Origin of the sequence: Mycoplasmopsis primatum ATCC 25948 (genome assembly GCF_000702785.1) — a bacterium.
GTDB classification, from domain to species: domain Bacteria; phylum Bacillota_I; class Bacilli_A; order Mycoplasmatales; family Metamycoplasmataceae; genus Mycoplasmopsis; species Mycoplasmopsis primatum.
The window spans coordinates 1-26,072 of the sequence record NZ_JNJV01000012.1 but is presented as its reverse complement, the minus strand read 5'-3'; the positions used below and the strand labels follow the sequence as shown (position 1 = coordinate 26,072).

The 26,072-nt window shown below is 26.4% G+C and carries 18 protein-coding genes; 3 read left to right on the top strand and 15 right to left on the bottom strand.

The genetic code is table 4. The features are described from left to right. Nucleotides 1-33: 33 nt before the first annotated feature. Nucleotides 34-351 carry a hypothetical protein gene (locus T386_RS0102085; protein ID WP_029513520.1) on the bottom strand — a complete coding sequence of 106 codons (318 nt, stop codon included), beginning with the start codon at nt 349-351 and terminating at the stop codon, nt 34-36. A gap of 456 nt (nt 352-807) precedes the next feature. Between T386_RS0102085 and T386_RS0102075 the strand changes: the two genes are divergently transcribed. Continuing rightward, complete coding sequence (locus tag T386_RS0102075; RefSeq protein WP_084274165.1) at nt 808-1,761, top strand: glycosyltransferase family 2 protein; 954 nt, start codon at nt 808-810, stop codon at nt 1,759-1,761. A gap of 10 nt (nt 1,762-1,771) precedes the next feature. On the opposite strand, the gene mf1 is transcribed toward T386_RS0102075, so the two are convergent. The 13 genes from mf1 to T386_RS0102010 form a co-directional block, all read right to left on the bottom strand. Further along, complete coding sequence (mf1, locus tag T386_RS0102070) at nt 1,772-2,533, bottom strand: diacylglycerol cholinephosphotransferase Mf1 (protein WP_051622774.1); 762 nt, start codon at nt 2,531-2,533, stop codon at nt 1,772-1,774. Nucleotides 2,534-2,596: 63 nt separating this feature from the next. Further along, a complete protein-coding gene (gene glf, locus T386_RS0102065) occupies nt 2,597-3,775 on the bottom strand; it encodes a UDP-galactopyranose mutase (RefSeq protein WP_029513516.1) in 1,179 nt (392 codons plus the stop codon). A 49-nt stretch (nt 3,776-3,824) separates the two neighbouring features. Then, nucleotides 3,825-4,904, bottom strand: a complete 1,080-nt coding sequence (locus tag T386_RS0102060) for a DMT family transporter (protein ID WP_029513515.1) — start codon at nt 4,902-4,904, stop codon at nt 3,825-3,827. Nucleotides 4,905-5,007: 103 nt separating this feature from the next. Then, nucleotides 5,008-5,259: a phosphotransferase family protein gene (locus T386_RS0102055; RefSeq protein WP_029513514.1), complete on the bottom strand. Its 252-nt coding sequence runs from the start codon at nt 5,257-5,259 to the stop codon at nt 5,008-5,010. Then, nucleotides 5,240-6,529, bottom strand: coding sequence for a sugar phosphate nucleotidyltransferase (locus T386_RS0102050; RefSeq protein WP_029513513.1), 1,290 nt, complete (start codon nt 6,527-6,529; stop codon nt 5,240-5,242). The genes T386_RS0102055 and T386_RS0102050 overlap by 20 nt, the downstream gene beginning before the upstream one ends. A 191-nt stretch (nt 6,530-6,720) precedes the next feature. Then, nucleotides 6,721-7,683 carry an ABC transporter permease gene (locus T386_RS0102045; protein WP_051622773.1) on the bottom strand — a complete coding sequence of 321 codons (963 nt, stop codon included), beginning with the start codon at nt 7,681-7,683 and terminating at the stop codon, nt 6,721-6,723. After that, nucleotides 7,683-9,686, bottom strand: coding sequence for an ABC transporter permease (locus T386_RS0102040; protein WP_029513511.1), 2,004 nt, complete (start codon nt 9,684-9,686; stop codon nt 7,683-7,685). Before T386_RS0102040 ends, T386_RS0102045 begins: the two co-directional genes overlap by 1 nt. Then, nucleotides 9,679-11,235 carry an ABC transporter ATP-binding protein gene (locus tag T386_RS0102035; protein ID WP_029513510.1) on the bottom strand — a complete coding sequence of 519 codons (1,557 nt, stop codon included), beginning with the start codon at nt 11,233-11,235 and terminating at the stop codon, nt 9,679-9,681. Before T386_RS0102035 ends, T386_RS0102040 begins: the two co-directional genes overlap by 8 nt. 24 nt (nt 11,236-11,259) lie before the next feature. Beyond that, the gene (locus T386_RS0102030) at nt 11,260-12,654 is read right to left on the bottom strand and encodes a BMP family ABC transporter substrate-binding protein (RefSeq protein WP_029513509.1); all 1,395 of its coding nucleotides are present in this window, start codon (nt 12,652-12,654) and stop codon (nt 11,260-11,262) included. Nucleotides 12,655-12,859: 205 nt separating this feature from the next. After that, nucleotides 12,860-14,002 carry a methionine adenosyltransferase gene (gene metK / locus T386_RS0102025; RefSeq protein WP_029513508.1) on the bottom strand — a complete coding sequence of 381 codons (1,143 nt, stop codon included), beginning with the start codon at nt 14,000-14,002 and terminating at the stop codon, nt 12,860-12,862. A 205-nt stretch (nt 14,003-14,207) separates the two neighbouring features. Continuing rightward, nucleotides 14,208-15,566, bottom strand: a complete 1,359-nt coding sequence (gene ffh, locus T386_RS0102020) for a signal recognition particle protein (RefSeq protein ID WP_029513507.1) — start codon at nt 15,564-15,566, stop codon at nt 14,208-14,210. 27 nt (nt 15,567-15,593) lie between these two features. Beyond that, nucleotides 15,594-16,418 (bottom strand): GNAT family N-acetyltransferase, encoded by an 825-nt coding sequence (locus tag T386_RS0102015; protein WP_029513506.1) that lies wholly within the window; start codon nt 16,416-16,418, stop codon nt 15,594-15,596. Between the two features lie 76 nt (nt 16,419-16,494). Beyond that, on the bottom strand, nt 16,495-16,737 hold the full coding sequence (locus tag T386_RS0102010) for a YdbC family protein (protein ID WP_029513505.1): 243 nt from the start codon (nt 16,735-16,737) through the stop codon (nt 16,495-16,497). A 114-nt stretch (nt 16,738-16,851) separates the two neighbouring features. Between T386_RS0102010 and T386_RS0102005 the strand changes: the two genes are divergently transcribed. Together T386_RS0102005 and T386_RS0102000 are read left to right on the top strand one after the other, a co-directional pair. Next, nucleotides 16,852-19,731: a hypothetical protein gene (locus tag T386_RS0102005; protein ID WP_029513504.1), complete on the top strand. Its 2,880-nt coding sequence runs from the start codon at nt 16,852-16,854 to the stop codon at nt 19,729-19,731. Between the two features lie 2 nt (nt 19,732-19,733). Next, nucleotides 19,734-21,344, top strand: a complete 1,611-nt coding sequence (locus tag T386_RS0102000; protein ID WP_029513503.1) for an RNA polymerase beta'' subunit family protein — start codon at nt 19,734-19,736, stop codon at nt 21,342-21,344. 48 nt (nt 21,345-21,392) lie between these two features. Here T386_RS0102000 and T386_RS04590 read toward each other — a convergent pair. Further along, the coding region (locus T386_RS04590; protein WP_036459920.1) for a hypothetical protein at nt 21,393-26,072 on the bottom strand (4,680 nt) is incomplete at its 5' end.

Sequence of the window (26,072 nt, the reverse complement as noted above, 5' to 3'; positions counted from 1 at the left end):
TCCAAATTTTTATGTTTTGTTTTAGGTAATGAATTAAAAATACCTAATTTTTTTTATAATGTCATAAAAAATCTTGACTCCATAATTCTCTTGATACGTCTTAACATTATTTTTCTCAATAGCATTTAAAAGTTCTTGCTTGACTTTTTCTTTTGGTTGATTAATATCGATTTCTCTCGCCACTTTCTTTAATATATCAATAGCATTTTCATTTTTTCTTTCCAAATCTTCTAACTTACCCAATCCTATTTGATTGCCAGTGCCTTTATTAAAACCGTTTGATATTCCGGCGCAAACATATGTAAAGTCTTTTCTTCTTATTTTTAAAATAATATATCCCGTCTTTTTCATGATAATATTATACCATATTTATCATTGTAATCATTGTAATATTTTATTTTTTATAAAAAAATCTTATATACAAAGTATATAAGACCTTAATTTATGGTTGATTTTTGAGTGCTAACTGGGAAACTCAGGAAAAAACAGAAAGGGTTTCCTTTCTGCTTTTTTAATTATTGATTAGCTTCAGCTCTTCTTTTATCGCGAGCTTGTTCTAATTGTAACTTGTGCAATCTTTTTTCTGCTCTTAGCTTGTAAGTTAATCTTTTATCTTTGCGCATAAGTTCTCCTATTTTAATCAGTAATAATTTTTATATTTTACCATATGACGTGAAAATTAAAAATCACATTTTTACCCGAAATTATCGAAAACAAGTTTTAGATAATGATTATTTTTTTATAATTATATGGCATTACGATAATTTAGTAACACATAGTTAGACATTATTTTTTGAAAAGGAAAATATGCAAGAAGAAAAGATTTTTACTGTTCTAATTCCAGCATACAATATGGAAAAATGAATAGGTAAAACTATTGAGTCTGTATTAAAAAACAAAAATAGTGAAAAATATATTGACATTTTGGTAATCAATGATGGTTCAACAGATAACACAATAAATGTGGTTAAAACATACCAAAATAAATACAACAATATTTCTTTAATTAACAAGCCAAATGCTAATTGAGGCTCGGTTATAAATTATGCTAAAAATAATAAATGTATAAAAACAAAATATGCAATGATATTAGACGCCGATGATAGAATAGCACCAAAAATGTTAGATATTTTGATTAAGCAAATAGACAAAAGTAATTTTGATTTAGTATTTTTTAAAACTAAGGTTTTTTGATACAAAAAACTTTCGGTCATAATTGATCCAAGATTATTTAGCAAAAGAAATACATTTTTCTCTCCGGTGGTAATCCCATGTTCTACAGTATTTAAAACAGAATTGTTATATCAAATTGATGATTTAGTTGAAAAAGTTTCATATCAAGATTACCCAATGTTTTATAAAATGATTAAAATCGCTAAGAAAATTAGATTCATTAATAGAGTTGGTGGTATTTATTGGTTTTCAAGACCGAATAATACAATGACTAGTGCCTGAAACGAAAAAAGAATGAACGTTGAAAGCATTATGCTTGAAGAATTGTGCAAAATTAATTATGAATTCTTATTCATAGCACGCTTAATTTTGCCTAATTATATTCAGGGTATTTCGAAATCAAACATAATAATGCAAATCAATAAAGCGGACTATCAAAAAATGTTAAGTCTTGCGTCATGATTTTTCAAATCAATATTTAAATCAAAAATTCAAAGAGCACTCCGTAAGAATTGCGCTGAATTTGTTGATACAAGAACAAGGTTAATTTATAAAGATGATGCTAAAAGTGCAAATAAAAACTCTTAAATAAGAGTTATTAGTGTTTTTGTTTCTTTTTATTTTTGTGAACACATACTTTTAAATCATATAAACCTAAATGTTCCGCTGTTGCAAATTTAATTGGTACCTTTCAATTTTTGCCATAAATTTGCACTATGATATCATTCCAATTTGTTGGTATTCTCACATCTATATTTTCAAATTTGTGGGTTAAAAAGTTTTTAAAATCAATATTTTTGAAAGTGCTTTTTAAAGTGTCTTTTTTAAATGGACAATAAATGACTGTATATTTATTGCCTTTTTCATCATGTAGGTCGTTATAAGCATCAATAAAAGTGTATTTTTTAGCACACCAAGACCATCAAGAAAGAAATTTCAATAATCTTAGCCCTCATTGACATTTAAAAGTTTTTCTATGAGTAAAACTATGAAGCGCTCTAATTTTCCTTTTTAATGACAAAAACTTCTTAATGTTTTTATCGTTAGTTTTAACAACCACAAATAGATCTATAAATACTGCTTCTTCATTATCTTCATCATCATCTGAAAATTTTACAAATAGTAATGGATTTTTACTATTTTCATTTGTTTTAATTTTTTCTGGATAGTGTTTTTTTAAGAAATCTAATGTTTCAATAGGAATGATAAAGTCAATATCATCATCTCATGGTATAAAACCATTATGTCTTATCGCTCCTAACAAACTACCATAAAATAGTAAATAATCTAGATTGTGTTTATTAGCAATTTCCATAAAACTTTTTAATAAATTAAAGACTTTAATTTGTTTTTCATTCATTTTATACCGCCACTAATTTTAGATAAAAAAACATATAAAAAATTCATATTTTCAGAATAAGAATTATTTATTTAATATATCCTTAGCAAAATCTATAGCCTTTCTTACTGCTTGATCCATATTTATATACTCATATTTTGCTAATCTGCCTAATTGATAAAAATTATTAATTTTTTTGCATTTATCAATATATTTGCTATATAGTTTTCGCGATTGATCATTAGGAATTGGATAATATCTTTCTGTAAATTTAGAATTTAATAGATCAAAGTCTCCCGGAAATTCCTTAGATATAATAGTGCTTTTATGATTTTTGTTATTGAAATAAAAATTTTTGTATTCAGTTATTCTAGTCATTTCCTTTTCTTGTGGATAATTGACAACAGCTGTTTTTTGATAATGATCTATGTTTAAATCTTCGAATTTAATATCCAATGATCTATATGGCAATTTACCAAATTCATAATTAAATACTTCGTCTATTGGAGCACAATTGATTACTGGATTTTTTATTAAAGTATTATTTATATAAATTTGGTTATTTGAAATCTTAAGTATATCTTTGATATTAATGTTTAAGATTAAATCAATATTATTGCTAGATAACATATTTTCAATCATTTTTGTGTATCCATCAATTGGTAAACCTTCATATTTATCTGTAAAATAGGTATTTCTGTCATTTAAATAAATCGGTACTCTTGCAAAAACAGATACGTCCAACTCTTCAACTTTTTTGTTTCACATTTTCACTGTATAGCTAACAAAAACTTTATTATAAATAGCTTTATATATATGATGGAATTTATCAATTTTAGATAGTTCCAAAATGGTGATTTTTTCTCTATTTGGAAACTTGTTTTTTAAATAGTTAATAAAATCATCAGCTTCGTTTGGGAATAAGATTTTTATAGAATTAACATTAATAGGAAGGGGAATTAATTTATCATCAATTTGAGCCTGAACTACATTTTTAAAATTATTAAATTGAGTATATTTTTTTAAGAAGTTAAACACCTCATCATCACTAGTATGAAAAATGTGAGGCCCATATTTATGCACTAAAATATCATCTTTTAGATAATCATAAATATTCCCACCTATATGGTCTCTCTTTTCGATAATTAACACCTTTTTATTTTTTGGCAATAGTGCACAAACAGTAGCGGTACTAATGCCACAGCCAATAAAAATAAAATCATAATAATTTAAATCTTCATGAAAATTAATATTTTTATTCATTTACATTTTTCCTTTTTTGAATTTTAAAATGATGTTTAAATTAGATTAATTAATGTACGTCGCTGGAATTGCAATTTGATTCATTAAACTGTTGCTTTTTTTGACTACTAATGCTTGACTCATCATCAACGCTTTTCTTTTTTAGCTTCAGTTTGCTAAAATCTAAAAGTCCAAAAATTGCACCTATTAAAATAGTAAAACCTATTAAATATATATACCATTCATACGGCTTTCACATTTTGTCAAACAATAGTAAAACTGGCTCAAAAATCATAGTTCAAAACGAGTATGTAATGTTTATGCTTGTAGCTTTGGAAACGCTAAGATTATTTAAGGCGCGATAATATAACATAAAAGAAATACAAGTGAATAAACCAATTAATACCAGTAAATAAAAATAATTGCTAACCGACTTAGAATAAATGCTAATACCATAGTCTCAATTATAAGCACCAAAGCTTGGTAATAAAATACATATATAAGTAATTATAGAAACTAAACTTCTTAAAAAAATAGATACATAAGGATCTATATCATTTTCTAAACTAATAGATGATAAAAAAGCCTCCAATCCTCATGAAATTATAGCAATTGCTATATACAAATACCCTTTTCAACTATTTGGTTCATTCCAGCTAGCTATTATACCAAATGATACCGCTGCTACAATAGCTATGAATAAACCAACAATAGAATTTCAGCTTGACTTTCTTTTTAAAAATAAATAAACACACATAGTTGAAAATATAGGAAACACTGTTGAAATAGATGTAGCTTTATAGGCACCTATTTCCATCAAAGACAATCAATACATAGCAGTACCTAATGGTGCTCCTAAAAAACTACTTAGTAATAAAATCCAAATCTTCCTGTTTTTAAATGGAATAAGTAAAATTACATTAGTTTTCTTTTTAATTATAGGTACTAAAATTAATGATCAAAGCAACATAAACAATTCTATAAAAAATGCTGTTATTATCCCAAATCTTAATGTACCTATTGAATTACTTGTTTGATTTAAAAAATATGTAAAAATGGTTAAAATTACTCCACCCGTTGCTCAAAATATTGCTGATAAAATTGCGCCAATAACTTCGTATATTCCCTTTTTATTGTGAAAAAACTTCATTGTATTTTTCCTTTAAAACACTAATATAGAACTTAGCATTATTTAACATATGATTTAAATATTCTTGAGAAATATTATTGCCTTTATCAATAAAACAATATGTTTATAACCATCATAAATAACCTAATAAAGCCATATAACTATAAATTCTTATTATTTCTTTGCGACTAGGAATGCAATTGTCAAAGTAATAATTAATTGATTTGTCTAACCATTGTTTATCATAAAAAGCACTAGTAGCAAAAGCTGCTATATCAATCATTGGATCTGCGTCAGCTGCATATTCATAATCTATTAATATTACATTGCCTTCCCCACGAGTATCAACTAACAGATTATCAGGAATAAAAATCAATATGAGAAAGAATTTTAGAAATATTCAATGATTTTAAATATTTAATAACTTGTTGAATATTAGTTGTTAATTCTTGTTCTTTGTCAACCATTGGTATGCTTTTATTTATCGCTTTACGATATTTTTGTATTTCATTTTCAATTATAAATTCTTGCCCTAATTTATATTTTTTATTGTGAAATTCTTTAATCATTTTGAAACTTTGAGCAACTTCAAATTCATTATATTGGTCAACGTTTTTATAATTTTGAGCAAAATAAGATATTTTGGAATAAGTTTTAGGATTATAAAAATGTAATTTTTCGGCATATTCAAAATCTTTGATCATTTCATAAATTTTTTGTTCTTTTTTTCTATCAATAATTTTTGCAGTTCCCTTACCAGCCAAACGATAGACATATTTAACATTATTAGCAATAAAAGAAAAAGAATTATTAGTCAAACCTTTTTTAATAGCTTCAATTCCTTGAATATCATTGATGTTAATATGAAATAAACTAGATATTTCTTTTAGGCATACATCCTTATTTAAAACTTTTCTTTTCTTGTCAATTTTAAAAATATCAGATAAATTATCAATTTCAAAAACATTATCAGTCTGATCATATGCTTTGATTTTATCGGTTAAAAGTAATTCAAATAAACACTCTTCCCAGTATGAATTTTTCTTATGCTTATTATTAGTTGCATATTGACTAAGCAAATCATGCAGTTTTTTTGACAGTTCAAAATCAAAATACGCTGGTCCAGTTAAAAAATAATCATTGTTTTTTAACTGCGTGGGTGATAAAGCTTTAATGTTTTGGTTCTCATCTATATCAGTTTTTCACTCATAAACATCATTTTCTGTATCTTTATTTTTAACTATTGTTAAATATGAATATTCATCTTTATCAGTAAAAAAGTTTTTGTTAATTCAGGCGTCCGAATTTAATATATATGTATTTTTAAGCAGATTTCTAGCTAAATATAATGAATATAAAGAATTTGAATTTTCAAACTCTCTATTAATAATCAGTTTAATATTATATTTTTTCGCCAGTTTGCTAAAAGCATTGGACATGTAACCAACAACAATAGTAATATCATATATTCCCACGGAATTCAAGAATACAATTTGTCTTTCAATCATCGATTCATTATTCTTTATTTTAATTAATCCCTTTGGTTTTTGAAATGTAAGAGGTACTAATCTTGAACCAAAACCAGCCGCTAAAATGATTGCATTTTTAACAATTTTATTTTTGCTCCTGAGTATATTATTTATCATTTTTTCAACCGCCTTATTTTGCGTTTAATATTATAAACAATCTTAATTAAACGAAGGCATATATAATGCTCAGCATATATACTTTTGCTAACTAGTGAGTGTTTTTTCAATAAATGGCGCATAATCATTGTTAATTCAAGCCCTTAGAAGCAAACAAAAATCTAGTCTATTAAACTAGATTTTAATTGATACTAACGTTTGGACTTGTCATAAGCCACACCAGAAGCAGCTGGTGCTTTTGAATTTCTAGCAGTAGCAGCAACTATGATAAGACATACAACGTATGGTAATCCTTTTAATAGGTTAATGTATGAATTTAATGATTGATTTTGTGCTAGTCCATATGATAATGAATAAACAAATGAAAACACTAATGAAATTCCTGCAATTAATAGTATATTTCATTGTCCCATAATCATAATAGATAGTGATAGATATCCTAGCCCTAAAACATCACCGTTGAAAGTGAATCCTGTATTTCCATTAACAAAGAATGATCCTGCTATTCCAGAAAGAACACCAGAAATAATAATTCCTTGTCATTTATAAGCAAAAACGTTAACACCAGCAACGTCAGCTGCTTGTGGATTTTCGCCAATACTTCTAAATCTTAGTCCTCATGGGGTTTTATAAAGAATAATATAACCAACAACAATAGTAACTAACGTAAGAATTAATTTTAATGAAATAATTTCGAATCGTTGTCCGCTTTTATTTTCATAATAATATGCTAATTCTTTAAGATTATTTGATTCATATAATTTTGAACCTTTTGTAAGTAAGATTAACAAAGCAAGTGATAAACCTTGTGCTAAAAGATTTAAAGCAAAACCAGAAATAGTTTGATCACTTTTTAATTTGATAGTTGCGTATCCATGCAAGCATGCAAATAAGCCACCTATAATTCCAGACAAAGGAACAAGAAGTAATTGTCATAAAGGTGTTGTGTTATCTAAAGAACTATTACCTAATGAGTTATAAATGATATGACCAAAAAAGACATAAGTGATCGCTCCCATGACCATCATACCATTGATCCCAATATTAACAGTACCAGATTTTTCACTAAACATTCCGCCAATAGCACTTAGTGAAAATATACAGAAAAGAACAATTGTTAGATTATAAGTATATGATATTTGTGCTATATCCATTATTTTGTTCCCTCCGAAATTTCTTTTTTGATGTTTCTTTTAAGTCAAATATTATTGTCCATTCAATTTGTGTAGATTTCATCTAATTCAAATTTAAATTTTTCTTTTTCTGCCTTATAAGAAGCTCTATATGATAAAACATCATCATTAACTTTATTAACACCTAATTCTATAAGTTTTTGATAAATTTCTTTTTTATAGGTAGAAAATTTATTAAATACTTCAAGATTTTGTTCAGTTGTTTGATTATCTGGTGAAATTTTGGTTTCTTTTAATTTAACAGATTTTGTTTTATCATCCGAAATTGATTTAATGAATTCATTTTGCTTAGTAGAAAAAGTTTGTTTTAACTCTTTTATTTGAATTTTTCTAGAAATCTTTGGGCTTTTGAATTGATAAATATCATAGTCAACGCTTAATTTAGAAACATTTGATAAAATGTCTTTTTTGCTTAGTTTAAACTCTTTGAATTCAGAATTGATTTTTCTTTTTAACTCATTAAATTTAATTAATTCAGCTGCATATTTATCTTGATCACTATTATTAATTTTGAATTTCATTAATTCAGCTTTTGCTTGATTAATTAAACGTAGTTTTTGTTTTCATTCATCATCTAATACTTGATAGTATTCAATTATGGCATTATTTTTTTCTAATTGATTCAAATAATTTGCTTTACTTATTATATAAAGAGCTATCATTCGTGCTTCATTGTCATGATTGATGTTCAAGAAAATTTTTGTCTTAATTAGTGAATATTTTTTAAGAATTTTATTAATTTTTTGTTTTCTATAATAAATTATTAACTTAAATCAGTATTCTCTGCTTGTTCAATAAATAAAATGTTTCCATGATCAATTGAGCGGCTTAAACTGGCTAAGCATTTGCGATATAGCTGCAAAATATAGTATTAGTGCAGTAATGATATAAAGAAAATCAGGATAAACACTTAGAATACGAGCAGCAGATGACTGGCTTTGATATATAAAACTATATAAAATAGAAATTAAACCGACACCAATAGGCGCATTAAGTCCTAGCAATGAAATGGCTATTGCTTCGAAGGAAATAGCAACTACATTGTCAACGTGCTTCATGGTTGCTCGTTCTACTATTATAAAGTAGTAGAAACCAGCTATACCTGCTAACATGCCTGAAAAACCCATAATAAATACTGTAAGCATTTTTTCGTTAGTTCCTATATATTCGCCATTCGTTTTAGATACACCTAACATTTTAAGTTTATAGCCTAAAGTTGTTTTTTGATAAATAAATCAAGTAAGTGCTATTGCTACTAATGCAAAAATAATTCCAAAAGTGATAAACAAATTTATATCGAACTGAGCAATATCAAAGTTACCTTGTCTTGTACCAACGTAGTCAGGTGATAAAAATTTAGTTCTTTCGTCTTCACTAAATATTGGAGAGCCATTATGTTTAAATAAGAACGATGTAATTCATACAACAATTCAATTTAGCATTATGGTTGATATAACTTCATGTACTTTTAAATATGCTTTAAGAAAACCTGCAAGTGATGCTACTAAAAAACCAATAACTAAGCAAATCAATAAACCTACAAATAGCATATTAGTTGAAATAGTTTTTTGATCTGTTTTAATAAACATAATCATAGTTAAGGTAGCACCTAGAGTCATCTGAGCACCAATCCCTATATTAAATAGTCCTGATTTAAAACCAATAGCACATCCAAGACCTGAAAATATAAAAATGATTATAAATAAAGCAAATTTAGGTCTTGCTAATTCAGTTGTTGCTGACTTAAATGCAGTAAAATATAAAAATGGATTTTCGTTTGAAACAATTGCAATAAAGATAAACGCAACAGCAAAACCTAATAATAGAGATCAAATTGATGAAGCTATTTTTCTTGACGTTGATTTAGTTTGATCAAGTCTTATAAATTCTCTGGTTTTATTTAAAAATAATTTAAATTTATCAAAGAAAGAGCTAGATGATTTTGTGTCTTGTTTATTAGTCATTATTTTCTACCTCTTCCATTTTATATGAAGATGACATAAATTTACCAATTTGCTCTCTGGTAATATTTTTAGCATCTTGGACTGTTAATAATCGGCCTTCATTAATAACGGCGATTGTATCAGCCAGTGCAAAAACTTCATCTAATTCATATGAAATTAACAAAATAGCATTGCCTTTTTCTTTTTCTCTCAGAATTTCAGTATGTATATTGTTAATTGCCCCAACATCAAGCCCACGGGTAGGTTGTACAATTATGATAAATTTGTGTGGTGTTGTTAGTTCTCTGCCGACGATAAACTTTTGTTGATTTCCACCAGATAGCGATCTTGCAAATGAATATCCATTACGAGCGCCACGAACATCATATTGATTTATTATTTCGTTAGTATATTGCTTTTTAGCTTTGTTTTTAATGTAACCAAAAAGTGAAAATTGTGAATCTCATAATCTTCTAATAATTGAATTATCAAGAATTGTATAATCCAATATAAGACCATGATGGTGTCTATCTGATGGAATATAAGAAATTTGATGTTTACTTCTTCATAATGTTGATTTTTTAGCTATGTCTATATCGATCATTTGATTTTGCTTTTTATCAAAAGTTTTAAAAATGATACTTCCAGAACTTGACTTAATCATTCCTGATATTATCTGTTCAAGTTCTTTTTGCCCATTACCTTCAACACCAGCGATAGCTACAATTTCGCCAGCATGAACTTTAAATGAAACATCTTGCAATTTTTTATTAGTTTTTATAGTGTTAATATTTTTAAACTCAATAATAGCATCTTCTCTTTTACATTCGGATGTATTTTTAATTTCTGCAACATTAGTTCCAACCATTGCATTAACTATTTCTTCCAAACTGGTTTGTTTAACATCGAAGTGTCCAGCAACTTTCCCTAATCTTAAAACTGTTGCTTCATCAGCTACTTGTTGAATTTCTTTCAATTTATGTGATATGAAAATGATTGTTTTTCCTGATTTTTTAAAAAATATAAATGATTTTAATAAACCTTGAATTTCCTCATCTGTCAGTACAGCAGTAGGTTCATCAAAAACCAAAATATCATTGTCACGATAAAGCATTTTCATAATTTCAACTTTTTGTTGAACCGAAACTGTTGCATCGCCACTTTTTTGAAATAAATCAAAGTGTAAATTATAAGCATTTTGTAATGCTTGAATCTTTTTAATGGCTGAATTACGATCTAAAAAATGATTTTTAGTAAATTCAGCACCCATAATGATATTGTCTAAATTAGTATAAACATCCACCAACTTGAAATGTTGATGGACCATACCTATTCCTAAATCATTTGCGTCATTAGGACCTTTAAAGAATACTTTTTTATCATTAACAAAAATTTCCCCATTAGTTGGCTCATATAAACCAAATAAAATTGACATAAGAGTACTTTTTCCCGCACCATTTTCACCAATAAGTGCATGAATTGACCCTTTTTTGACTGCAAAACTAATATTATCGTTAGCCTTGATGCCGGGAAATTCTTTTGTTATATTTTTAAACTCTACAGCATTCATTGATATAAATGTTAAATTTAAATGTTAATTAATTTTTTTGTAAAGTGCTTTAGACAATGCATCTATTCTTTTTGACGCGTCGATATCATTAATGTCTGGAAATTTTTGTGTTTTATCAGTTAAACTAACACGATCAGAATTTAAAAATTCTTTTTCATTTTCAGTTAATTGGTTAAATGCTTCAAGTGCGTTTTTAAGAGCTTTTTCAGCTATTGCTTTTTGATCTCCTTGAATAGCAGTTTTAGCTGTACCTACTCATCCATCCTCAATACCTTTTTTAAGGCTAACATTTTTAGTACCATCAAAACCACCTGCATATTTAGCCATTAGATCTTTATTACCACTTAATATTGCTGATAAAACTTCATAAATTGACTGACCGATTTTTTTAATTATTGATGTAAAATAACGACTCTTTTGGCCATTTGAATCCTGCAAGGCTTGGTCTGTGTCAACTCCAATTACAAATTTGTCTTTATTTTTGAAATTAGAACTTCTTGTTACTTGTAAAGTAAGAGGACCACCAACTGGTAAAATCATTTTAGCATTTTTGCTTAAAAGACCTTCAACTTGTGTAGTCATATTTGTACTTGGAGCAAAACCTGTATCTAAAATAACTTTTTCATCTGTTGAATATATTTTTTTGGTGTCATCATTTTTATTTCTTTCATTTCAAATCATTAAACCTTTATAAAAACCTTCATTGAAATCAGTAACACCTCTAAAATTACCACCGCCTAACGTTGATATAAATCTATCTTTTTCTTCTTTATAGATTGTTGATAAAAATTCACCAGCAGCATAACCTGCTAAAAAACCACCTTGTTTAGTTTCAAAATTAATAGACACACCAATACCTTCAGGTTTTATTGTATTATTGTCTTTATCGGTATATTCTAAATTTAAAACAAAATCGATAGCAATAATTTTAATTTTAGCATCTAAAATTTTTTTATGGTGAGTTTTGAAGAATTTTTGAATATTTTCTTGGTGTAGAAAACCTGGAAGAACTCAATATTTATAACCACTTTCTAAGGCATCTATATATGCATCTTCAAATTTTCCTTGTACAACTTCAATAGGTGTATACATATCTTTATTAATTCCAGATTGTTCAGCTGTGTATAAAAGTGCTTCTCAACCTGATTGGTTAAAAGTTTTATCTTCTAATGTTCCACCATCAGTTATAACCGCAAATTTAGGTAATTGTTTAACTTTTTCAGGAGCAATTTTTAACTCATCTTTTAATTCAATACCAGTAACTCTTCTTTCATTAGGTATTGCTTTTGAATGTTCCCCTGCTGGTTTATCAGGATTATCAGGAGTATTTGATTGTTTCCCACATGAAGCAGAAATAATAGGCATTGTAGCACTAAAAGCAAGAGCTCCACTTAATAATAATTTTCTTGATTTTTTCATTTTCATATTCCTTTCAATATCATGATTAAATAATCAACTTTTGAAAAAACAATTCCAAATGAAAAATAAAAAAATACACTTTTGATAATTGTTTTTTAAAAGTATCTACATTATAATTTATTAATTAAATATAATAAAAAAATTACCAAAAGTTGATTATGAGGTGAAAATTCAATTTATTTACAAATACACTAATTTTCAAAAATTATATTCTTAACAACTTTTTAATTTCATCTACTTTATTTATTTTTTCTCATGGAAATTCAATATCTTTTCTACCAAAGTGTCCAAAACAAGCTGTCTTTTTATAAATAGGTTTTAATAAATCTAATTCCTTAATCATAGCCTTTGGTCTAAGGTCAAAAACTTTGTTAATTGTCTCAATGATCTTATCATCTGATATTTTGCCAGTTCCAAAAGTGTCTACAAAAATAGATACTGGTTTAGCAATACCAATAGTATATGAAACTTGAATTTCTATTTTTTTAGCCACACCAGCAGCAACTAAATTTTTAGCTATTCATCTACACATATAAGCAGCAGATCTGTCTACTTTTGTAGCATCTTTGCCACTAAAAGCGCCTCCACCATGATGTGCTTTTCCACCGTAAGTGTCTACGATAATTTTTCTTCCAGTTAATCCTGAATCACCTACTATGCCACCGATTACAAATCTACCTGTTGGATTAATTAAAATATTTTTAGGCATATCAAGGTTATATCTATCTAAAACATATTTGATTATTTGTTCTTTTATGGTTGTTTTAAAGGCTTTTTCGTCAAAATTTTCTCTGTGTTGGCAAGAAAATAAAACTGTATCAATAACTGGTTTTGTATGGCTAAAATCAATTGTTACTTGACTCTTCATGTCGCTTTTAGCATCTTTAAACTTACCTAATTTAATTAATTCATTTGCCCTTTGAACAATGGCATGAGCTAATACTATTGAAAGTGGCATATATTCAGGAGTTTCATCACTAGCATAGCCGAACATAATGCCTTGATCTCCTGCCCCAATTTCATCATCGCTTAACTCAACACCTTGTGCGATATCAGGGCTTTGCTTTTTAATATTAAGAATAACTTTAATATCTTCATTGGCATAATCAGAATCAATTTCATATAATGTGTCAAGCGCAATTTTAGCATAATCCACATTTGCCTTTGAATTCACTTCGCCTGTAATATAAACCTGGTTGCCTGATGCTACTGTTTCAATAGCCACCTTAGAATTAGCATCTTTTTTTAAAAACTCATCCAAAATAGCATCGCTGATTTGATCACAAATTTTGTCAGGATGGCCTATTCCAACTGATTCACTTGTAAATAAAATTTTATTTAAACTCATAATAAAAATCTCCTTTAACTTTAAATTTTATTTACATAAAAAGTTAAGGAGATTTAAATATTTCTAAGCATGTTAGAATAATTCTCTCGCTGTCCACCTTGCAAAAATGCAGGTTGGCTTGCCTCATTGCTGCTAAGCTCCGCAACTCTTTATGCTTTAATTGTTTATTCATTATACGATAGAATTTTTTTAAATAAAGAAAATGCTAAATATTTCCTGCACCAAAACCCATTTTAGTTAAATCTGAAAGATTTCCACTTTTGATTTTTTTAGCCATTTCGGACATATTTTTAGACATTTGTTCAAAATCATTAACTAGTTTATTATACTCTTGTGCACTTCTACCTGAACCCTTCATAATTCTTTGTTTTCTAGACGCTTGTTTTAACAGTTTTGGATTTTTTCTTTCTCTAACAGTCATTGAATTAATGAGAACTTCATAAATAGCTAATTTAGTTTCTGCTTCTTCAATTTTTTCAGGGCTAACTTTATTAGCAAGACCTGGAATCATTTTAAGAATCTTACTCATCTTACCTAATTTTTTCATTTGCTTTAGATTGTTCATTAAATCATCAAGGTCAAATTTGCCTCTTAAAACCTTGGCTACCATATTGTTAGCCATAGATGGATCAATGACTTCCTCAGCTTTTTCAATTAAACTCATAACATCGCCCATACCTAAAATACGGTCAGCCATTCTGTCAGGATAAAATAAATCTAAATTACTTATTTTTTCACCGGTTCCTATGAATCTTATAGGCAATGATAAAACCTTAGAAAGACTTAATGCCGCTCCACCACGAGCATCAGAGTCTAACTTTGTAATAATAGTTCCTGTGAGTTTCAATTTGTCATTGAATGTAGTTGCTACATTAATAATATCTTGTCCACTTAGTGCATCCACGACTAAAAATATTTCTTGTGGGCTAGCTATTTTTTTAAGATCTCATAATTCTTGCATTAATGGTTCATCGATACTCAATCTACCAGCAGTATCAATAATAATTAAATCATTTTTGTTGTTTTTAGCATATTCAAGTGCTTCAGTCACAATATCCTGAGCAGAATGATTTGTTCCTTTTTCAAAAAAGTCAATTTGAATGCTTTTAGCTAATGTAACTAATTGTTGCACTGCAGCAGGACGATAAATATCAGCAGCTACTAAAAGAGGTTTTTCAACTAATTTTTTCTTACGTAAAAAGAATGCAATTTTAGCACATGCTGTTGTTTTTCCACTACCTTGTAAGCCGGTCATCATAATGATAGTTGGTTTTTTATTGATTTCAACCGGTTTTACTTCTTTACCTAGAATATCAACTAATTCAGTATGAACAATTTTAATCATAGTTTGCTCAGCATTTAGTGTCCCTACCAAATTAGCTTGCAAAGCTTTTTCTTTAACATTAGCAATAAAATCTTTGACAACTTTTAAGTTGACGTCGGCTTCTAATAATGCCATTTTAATGTCTCTAGTAACTGCTAATATATCTTCTTCATTGACTACTGTTTTACTAGCCATTTTTTTAATTGATTTTTGAATCCTATTTTCTAAAAAATTAAGCATCTTATTTTCCTTATTTATCCATTAGATTTAAATGTTTTCTTTATTTATTGAAATTGTATATAAATTACCGCATGCTTGAAAACCTATTTTTTGGTATAGTCTTCCGGCTGCTTCATTATGATAAAAAAGCATAGCTTTCTTATTGAGATCATCAATTATATAATTGGTTAAAGCCACAACTGTCTTAGTAGCGAAACCTTGGTTGCGAAACTCATCTAAGCAAAATACTCCGCCAATAATAGCAACGTCATCAGTTTGGATTGCCATTAGTGCATTTGCTATAACTTTATTATTTTTTTTAATAATAAATGGGCTTGATACTCCTGTTTTATAGGCTTTTTTGTAATTTTCAAGTTCGTCTTTATAATGTGAAATTAAATCAGCGAATTCTTTAATTTGCATTCTAGAATTAACAATATTTTCAATATCATTTTCATTAGCCTTAACCACTTGTGATATATCATAACCATCAATATGTTTATTACAATAAGCTAATTCTTGTTTATGAATAGTAAAAATGTTGGGGTTGCCTTCAAAATATAATTGATAGTTTCTAAAAATATTATTACTAATGTTAATAGTTGTAATATTATATTTTTTGATTAAATTTAATAACTGATCTGTTTTAATCAAACAAAAAGGATCATAAATTAATAAAGTTGTATAGTAAATTAAGATAACACAATCGATTGCTTTTTCGCTATTTTTATGCACCAAAATAGGCATAAAATCAGCATCTAAACCATAATTTTGAATATTTCCAATAAAGAAAAAGTTCATAAGTTTGTCATTATTTAAGAAACTCAAAATCTGTTCTTTATCGCTTGTCTTTACTTTTGTTAATTCAATCATTCTATATTTCCTTTATTAAAAATGAAAACTTTCCTTAATCTAAGGAAAATTATTTATTAATTAGAATTAAGTGCAATTATTTTAAATTGCTAAGTTCACTATCAATTAATTCTTTAAGAGCTTTTAATTCTTCAATTGATAAAGTAATACCTTTGCTTGAACGTGAATGATCACTGTTTCAGTCTCTAATATCATATTTTGCATCGCCACCATTTCATGAAATTAGATTAAGTTCTTTTTTATAACCACCAACAGTTGTTGAAATTTCACCAATATGGCGCACAATTTCATTAGAAATTTGAGGTCTCTTGTAAGCCATTGTATGTCTCCTTATACTTTAATAATATGTATATATATGAATTAATATATTAATTATAGTATAATAAATTAAATTAATATTAAATATTATTTATGACCAAATTGGAGTGCTAAAATGCAAAAGAATTTGAAGGCTAAAACAATTAAAAAAATAATTCTGGGGTCAGTAGCAATAGCAGCAGGTGCAACCGTGATTGCTCCTATTGTTTATTTTGCTAATTCATTTAAAACCATAACTATCAAAGCAAAATATCAAGATACTGAAAAAGATTTATATACATTGAGAGTAAGAAAAGGCACAGCATTAGCATCAATTGCTAATGATATTACAACTAGTAGCGTTGTAAAAAGTTATCAAGCTAAATTGGCGTCAGATTTAAATAAAAACATTATTTCACTTGGCGATAAAATTTATCTTAAAAATTCCAATCAAAATATTACAAGTAGTGCCAAAATTAATAAAAATGAAACTGTAATATTGCCTTTTACTGATTTAGATGAAAAAGTTAATCTATCATTTCATTTATCATTTGATGCAGAATTTGATGATTATTATGATAGTTTAGACGCAAGTCAAAGAGAAGTAATTAGAAATCAAATTGCTATTGGTTTTTATAATTCTATTAAACACTCTCCTTGAATTAATTTAAAAGATGTTAAAGATAAAGATTTAGATAAAATTAAATCATGAAAAGATTTGCCTTTTGAATGTAATGATCCGGCACCAACAGAAAACACTAATAAAAAGAATCATTATGTTTTTGAAATTAAATCTCGCTATCCAATTCTTTCCAAAAATGCCTATTTTAATAACAAAGACGAAAAAGATAATCTTAAAAATATTATCTCTCGTCTTTCATTTAATGGTTCAGTAAATCTTCCATTTAAATATGATGGCGACCTTGTGGGAGATAATCTATTAATTAAAGATAAGAATTTACAAAAAGGTAATTATTCAAAAATTAAAACCGCAGACAAAACCTATAATGTTGAATATGTTTTCAACTCATCATCATGATGAGATCTTGTTGATAAAAATAATAGAGATAGCAAAAAAGTAAATATAAATTTAGAGGCCAATAAAAATTTAGATGTTAGTGTGCTCGGCTTAGCTAGCCGTAGTTCAAATCAAATTAAAACTATAAACGAATTTAAGCATGATATGGTTAAAGAAGGTAATAGCTTTGAAACACCAAACTTTTTAGAGTGAGAAGCAATAGCTAAAGATAAGGACGCAGATAATAAAAAAAGCTTTATTTGGCAAGATACAGCTACTGCTTTAGCATACGATTTTAATCAACATAAATTAGTATTTAGTACTGATAACCATATTGAAAATTTTGGCATTAATAGAAGATTTAAAATCTTGCCACGATTTTTTGCTATTAATTTTTATCATAGTCCTGATAAACAAATTTATAAAATTATGCTTGACAACGACTTAATATTTAGTGCCGTTACCGATAATGAAAATGATATTAGAGAAATTTTACGAACTAACTTTGAGAAAATTTTTAAGCCTTTATCTAGAAATATAAATTTATTTAATGACAAAATTATTAACATTGTTAAAAGTGAAGAAATTAATGGGCAACCAACAACCACTTTTGAATCTCTTTTAATTAAGGATTACTGACCTACTGATGAAATAAGTAGCACTAATCATGTTGAATATTACAATTACAGAGAACATATTATTGATAGATTACTTGTTGAGCTTAAAAAAGGCACTGTAAAATTAGCTACTGCTAATTATTATGATAATAAAAAAATTGATGTAAATTTTAATTCTCCATTTAAAATTAGTGTTGATAATAAGCTAAGTATAAATGAAAACATTCATCATAAAGATTTATTTATTAACCATATTGTTAATTTGAATTGAAACAATTCAAGTATGGGTAAATTCTTTAAGATGTTGGGAACTGTTTTTAACAAAATATATTTTAAAGAGCTAAAAGATAGTAGTAATAATCCATACCAATATGAACCTGCCATAATTAAAAAAATTTTTGTCGCATGTGCTAGTTTATACCTAGAAAATTTAGATGAAAACATCAAAAATTCTCTTTATGAAACAGCTAATATATTAGCCGGAAAAGAATCTAATGCTGGTGATTCTGAATTTAAAAATTTATGCAAAAGTTTTAAGGATAACCTAAGTTCATACATCAACTCTAAATTTTTTAAAATCAATAATAAAGAACAAAAAGTAAGAAATAACTATTTTATACCTGGTTTTGAAACCGATTTACTTAAAGAAGCCAACTATTCTAAAATTACATATGACTCATTAGATAATGCAATAAAAGAAGACAATTTTAAAGCAACATCAATCAAAATTAACTCATATAATGCTAATAGTAAAAAGATTGAACAAATTACGCCTATAACTATTGACAAGATAAATATTCAAATTCCTTATTATGCTATATACAACATCAAGGCTTCTTTTAAAGGTTCAAATTCATCCAATAATCTTATATTCAAAGTGCTAGCAAACTTCGAAACTGATGTTAATAACAATCCGACAAAAATTTTAAATTTGATTAACTACAACTATGGTTTTTCACTAGATAAATATAAGAATGCAACTAAGGAATCGTCTTCCAAACTATATTACTATGGCAATGAAGAAAATAAAGAAGCAAATATATGAAATACTAAAATTACACTTGAACAATATCGAAATGCTATTATTCATAAGAATCCTAGATTGCAATATGCTAGCCCTCAAATTCTACGATCAATAATTAAAGAATGTAAAGTTAATGAAGCAGTTAACATAATGCAGTTATTTGCTTTGACTGATTATTGCTTCCAAAACTTTAATTATGAAAATGATTCTACCTATAATAGTCTCAACAATATAACCATTAATAGTTCTTATGATTTTGGAGATAAATATATAGAAAAATTAAACAATCTATTTAATCAACAAATATATGAGGAAAACAATATTATCAACCTAGATATTATCAAAAAGGGGATATAAAAATGAAATTAAATAATACCATTAAAATTGCCTTGCTAATATCTAGCGCAAGTATAATTACAGCTGGCACTATTGCTGTTCCTTTTATTTACTCACATAAAACAAACGCCAATGTTATTTTGCAATATAAATCTATAAATGGGCAAAATAAGGAAATTATTGTTAAGACCAGAACATCTAAATCTTTTAAAGATTTAACTAGTGATTTTTTGCAAAATAAAGATATTAAAAAAGAAATAGAAAGTGGCACAAACTTTTTATGATTTTCGCCTAGCGTGGTTTCTTCATCTAATGAATTATTACCATATGATATTAATGAAACAATAAATAGTGATAAAAAAATATTTTTACAAACATTATTTAATAATAATTATTACTTTAAGATTAACATTCACTTCCCTACATATAAAGACACCGATCCTAATGCTAAAGGAATCAATAATTTATTAAAAGATAAAGCTTCACGCATATATAACAATTTAAATCCAAATTTTATAACTTCATTTACTAGTTCAAATACTAAAAATACGTATAACTTTTCAGATAAAAATAATATTTTAAGTATTGGTTCTGATAACAATTTAATTACAATACCTAAATCTACTATTCAAAATGATTTGAAATTACAAAATCTTATTAATGACATTCCAAATGATTTACTGTCAAAAAAAATTAGCTCTGATGTTTTGGGGACATTAAATATTGAACAAAATATTTATTTGTCACAAAATGCTTACTTTTCTTTTGATACGTCAAAATCTCATATTAAATTAAATAAACAAAACGGAAATATATTTGAAATAAATATTCACTACAATAATATTAATTTTATTCGTTTGAACAATTTAAATGTTTCCACTGCTAACAACACATCGCCTAATACAACTACTTTTAATGTTATAAAACAAAAAGAAGTTAAGGAAAATATTTTTACCAGTAAGGAAATTGAAAATATAAACAAAAATGGTATTACATATCATGACTTTGTTAAAACACTTGAAAAGGCTGTATCTAATTCACCTATTAATGCTATTCAAAACTATAATGAAGAAAATGGATATTACTTTATATATAGTAAAAATATGCTAGATTTATCCAAATCTACAACTATACAGATTTATAGTTCTTTAGAAGATGACGATATTCGTATTCTTGATGAAACAACATTTAAAAAACTATTCTTAGAAAAAGGATTTAATAGTTCATATTACTTTTACTATTCTGACAAATTCAAAAATAATAGATTCCTAAGAATTGTTAATAAAGATGGTATTGTGGACAATAAGAGTTTCTTATCGTACAATAATCAAAACTTAAATTCATTTTTTATTAAAGAAAATGACAACATAACACACATTAGCCCTAAATTAATAGATGTTCTCTATGGCGATAAAAAACCCAAAGAAGATAAAGAAGAAAAAACAATTAGCTACAATTTCTGAAACGTTTTAACTAAAGTTAATGAAGAAATAACATTCACTATTAAGAAGGAAACAGTGAAAGAAAAAGATAAAGAAATAATTAATTATCGCGTTGTCGATCCACAATGTTGAAAAGAATTATATAAATATTTAAGTCTTACCAATAATGTAACTTTAACTAAATTAGATTAATTCACATTAAAAAATAAAGTGTTGTACACTTTATTTTTCTTAGTGTTGCTATGAGAATAATCAACTATAGAATACAGAATCATAATAAAGACGTGTGTAAGCAGTGTGTGTTTCATTTATAAATAAATTAATGACTACAGATTTCTTATGTCTTACTATTTTTAATTCTATATTAGCATTACTTAAATTAGTATATTCATCCTTAGTAACATTTATTAAATCAAGAACTTTAATTTTATTATTTTCATTAGTAGTGTAAACTAATGAAATAATACCATCTGATCTATCGAGGGTTAATTTCTGTTCACCACCTGTTTGGATTAGATTTTTAAATTCTTTAAATCGGAAAATTGGGAATTTAAAACTATTGTCTTTAGCTTCATAATGAAAAACAGAGTTCTCTTGTTTATCATAGAAGTCATGTATAGATTGATTAAAACCATTAAGAGCATTTATAGCATCTTTGTATTTTTTATTATTTAGTTCTTTCAATATAATATTATGCAGTAAATCACTTCAATTCTCTACATTAGTGATATTATCATTGTATCATTTTAATGTATTTGAAATTTTTAATAGCACATCAGGACTAATCTTAAATGGCGGCATGTTTGCTTTAACATATTCCGTGACATAATTATTCATATGATTCTTAATGTTTATAAGATTTTTACTAATTTCCTCTAATTCAGATATAACATTATTTATTTTTAAGGTATTTGAATAAATATTTGATGGATTTAATACTAATTTCTCATTAATTATCGCATGATCTATCAATTCAAAATTATTCTTTGTTTCAAATGCTTTAAACATATAATTCTTATTTAAAAATTGAGAATTCTGATCATTATCGAATTTAGAAACAATATTCTTATAGAATTCTAATATATTATTTATATTTGGCTCACTATTTGTAGTTCATTCCGATGTTTTAAAAATATTATTATCTGTATTTTTAACTAGTAAATTATTGAATTTTTTATTAAACTCATCAATTTGATAGCTTAAAGTTAAAGTATATTTCTCTTTATCGCTTGGGTTTGCAAAATATTCATAATATGATAGACCATTAATTTTGTAGTTATCGGGTTTTAAATCCGCAAGTTTCTTAAAAATTTCACGAGCTTCTTCTCACAATATTTTTATTTCGTTACCATTTTCTAAAACTTCTGCAAAATTCTCAGTATAAAGGAGAAAAGCAAACATTTTTAATAACTCATGCAATTTTGCACTGTAAGACTTAAAAAATCCATTTTCGCCATCACTTGGTTTATATAATAATTTATCTTTGTCTTTTTCATTATTTAAAAATGATTTAATAGCATCAATACTTCTTAAAGTTGCAGTGTTTCTTATTTCACCAAAATCTCTTTTTGAATGTTTGCTCTTAATATTTGGAAATAAGTCAATTAATGCCATCCATAATGTTGTATTAAATATATTAAACAAACCAGATGTCTCTGAAATAGGATTAAGTTTAATGGATGAATTGTTTATTAATTTTTTATAAAGTTCTTTATATGCATCATTATCTATGCCATTTAATTTGCCATCTAAACCATCAGCGATATTTTTTACAAAACTCATGTAAGAAGGATGCAATTGATATAAATATATATAGTCATTAATTGTGTCTAATTTATATGTCTTAAAAAATGAATCCAATTTATTAGTAACTGGTTTAATAGATATTTGATCTTTTAAAATATTATCAAGGTTTGTAGCAAAATTGGTATCATTTGCTAAATCATCTCAATCAGTGGAAATATGAGTATTCAATGAAAGTTTTTTGTTTTTTACAGTCACATTTCCAAATTGAAAATATTCAATTTTAGTTTCATCCCAATTATTTTTTAAATTATTTTCAAACAATTTAATAAAACTAATCTCTTTGTCATTACCAAAACTTATAGATTTATTTAATAATTCCTGATTTTTGAATTGTGATTCAATAATGCCATTAATGTATTTTGCATAAATATTATCACCCGGATAATCTTTATTATTTGGTTTTAAAAAGCTCATAATGATTGAATTTAATCTATTAACAATGCCATTTGTTGGGTCTTTTCCAAAAAATAAATCATTAATTTCGGAAACCGCAGACAAATTATCTAAATGAATTAATCTATTTATCTCACTTTGAATATTTTTAATATTAACTACGTAGTTATTATAATAGAAGTAGTTTTGGCCATATAAATCATTTTTGTGTTTTTTAATTAATTCCTTTATTTCATTCACCTCATTGTTAACTTTATTTGCAATTTCTCTAATCATTTTTGTTTTATTTGACATTGTTTTGAAAATGAATTTAACAGATGATGAATCCTTTGAATCACGTTTGATTACTTGATCATTGTATTTTAAATCAATTGAAAGATCCAGAGAATTGTTCGATGATTTAGAAAATTTAGTTATATCAAAATTCACTCTTCCGAGTTTTCTTAATAATAGTCAATCATTATTGTCGGTTGAATTTAATGAATGATCAGTGTTATTATATTTGTTAGCATATTTAATTTTTTCATAAATAGAATTATTTGAATCAACATTTTTTAAATCAGAAAAACCCTTTAAATTAGAGCTAACTCAATCAATTTTGTTCTGTGTTTCTCATTCGCTAATGAGTGTATCTATCTTTTTTTTATTTTTTTCATCAATTCCATCGATACCATCATTAGTTCACAATTTGTAGAATGGAATTAAATCACCCATTTTGTCTAACTTAACAGAAGTGTTTTCATCATAATCAAATTCTATTTCTTTTTTAAATGCTATTGATTCGTTATTATTTAAATTAAAATAATTATTCTTGTCGTTATTATCATTTTTATCATTTTTAAATTGTATTAAATCGATTGGTATTTTAAAGTCAACATTTATTGAACTGTTGGTAATAAATGTTAAATTAACATTAGCATATATTTTTCCTTCATTATCAGCTGGTTCAATATTTATAATCTTGTACCCTACTAATAATTCATTCAATAATTCTTTATCATCTTTTGAAATATTATTGTCCTTGCTAATTACATCAATAACTTTTGAATTCGTAGTTCAATTACTCATGAATTGTGAACTAAACCAGTCAAAATTTTTATTAACATTTTCATCCGCTAGGCTGTTTGAATTAATATTATTAATGTCAAAGTCAACATTTCTTTGAATAGCTTGCCTTAGCATAAACAAAGAAGCAAGCGTATTTGATTCTTGTTTTTTATTATTATTAACAAACCATCTGTTTCTATCATGGTGATTTATTGCATCAGTGAGTTGAAAATTAATGAATTGTTTATTAAATTCATAATCTTCATTAGATGATAATTTATTTGTAATGGTAGTTGCAAGATCATTTAATCTTTGCGCTTTTGTAATAAGCTTACTATTGGGATCTAAAACTTGTTTAGTTTTAGGCACTCTAGCTATTTCTATCTTTTCTTTTTTTCCATTAGCTTCAACTTCTTTATATAAAATTAGAACGTAGTCAATAGTAATAGTTGGTGCATTATCATCAGGCCAAGAATTTAATAATTTAACTTCAATGCCAGTTGATTCTTTTTCCACATAAGTTAAATCAACCGATGTTTCTTTTTCTTTTTTTAATGAAACATTAACATTAGCACTATTTTCTAATGTTTTTTCTATTTTATGCGAACTTGAACCTGATTTTTTAAAGCTTTCTAATTCATTTTTATTATAAACAGCATTAGAATTCGTTTTCAATGTATTATTGAAAATGGATGGAATTTGACCGCTTGATACATTATCATTAATTATAAAATCAGCATCATATAATTCAAGATAATTAATACCGTTTTGTATAGATTCACTACCGTCATGAATTTTATTAGATACTGTTTTAAAACCAGCTAATGTAAGTGGATTCCAAGGTATTTGTTTGTCACCAGCATCTATATAAAATTGAAAACTAACTGAATCATTTCCTGATGTTTTTCACTTTATATGTGTTCTAGAAGCAAGGATTTCATAATCATTATTAGTTTCACTCGCTGTTTTGGGTTCAATAATTTTTTTAGCACTATCTTGTAAATAGATATTAGCTAAGTTATTCTTATTAAGTGTTTTTTTATACAAGTCAAGAAGTTTGACTGCATAATAATCTCCCACTTTTTCAACAATTTTTTCACCATTTTTGTCGATTGTTTTTGCTAATTCATCAACAAATTTTTGTGGATCATATGATGAAAATACTTCTTTTTTTAGTTCAACATTGGCAAAAACATCTTTGCGTAATTCGTTAAATTTAGTGACATTTGCTTCTTCATCTTTTAAAAAGGCCTTAGTTTTAAAATGATAGGCATAAGATTTGTTATCAATCTTATCTGTTTTCTTTAAAAAGTTTGAAGCCACAATATCTTTATATTGCAAATCGTAATAAACATCGATTCAAGATTCTTTTGTATGATTTTTTTGAGACTCATTGAGTTTAGCATAAACATTAATAATTTTTGCTCTGGCGTTGCTATTAACTTGTTTTATAAATGAAGAATTATTCATGTTTTCACTAATTTTTTTATAAGCAACAGACGTAGAATATGCGTTATATCATGTTTCTGGAAAACCTTCTTTTACTTGTGATGATTCAGCAAAAATTTGAGCTATATCATTATCAGATAATTTAGTACTACAATTGCTAGCTAAAAGTGGAATAGATCCAGCAATAGGTAAAAGTGATAATAATAATATTTTTTTAGATTTTTT